A 415-nucleotide genomic window follows, 5' to 3' on the forward strand; every position below is an offset into this window, starting at 1 on the left:
TCTGTGGCCAAGTTTTTAAGGGCGCACGGTGGATGCCTTGGCACCAGGAACCGATGAAGGACGTGGGAGGCCGCGATAGGCCCCGGGGAGCTGTCAACCGAGCTGTGATCCGGGGGTGTCCGAATGGGGAAACCCGGCAGTCGTCATGGGCTGTCACCTACTGCTGAACACATAGGCAGTGTGGAGGGAACGCGGGGAAGTGAAACATCTCAGTACCCGCAGGAAGAGAAAACAACCGTGATTCCGGGAGTAGTGGCGAGCGAAACTGGATGAGGCCAAACCAGTCACGTGTGATACCCGGCAGGGGTTGCGTGGTTGGGGTTGTGGGATCTCTTGTTCACGGTCTGCCGGCCGTGGGGCGAGTCAGAAACCGTTGATGTAGGCGAAGGACATGCGAAAGGTCCGGCGTAGAGGG

The 415-nt window shown here is 59.8% G+C and carries 1 rRNA gene (running past one end of the window); it reads left to right on the plus strand.

The window, feature by feature from the left end:
• Positions 1–5: 5 nt before the first annotated feature.
• Positions 6–415: ribosomal RNA gene (locus CK485_RS29140) — 23S ribosomal RNA — on the plus strand; it runs 3,118 nt beyond the window's last position.

It is taken from the genome of Streptomyces sp. ICBB 8177 (assembly GCF_003144095.1).
GTDB lineage: Bacteria > Actinomycetota > Actinomycetes > Streptomycetales > Streptomycetaceae > Streptantibioticus_D.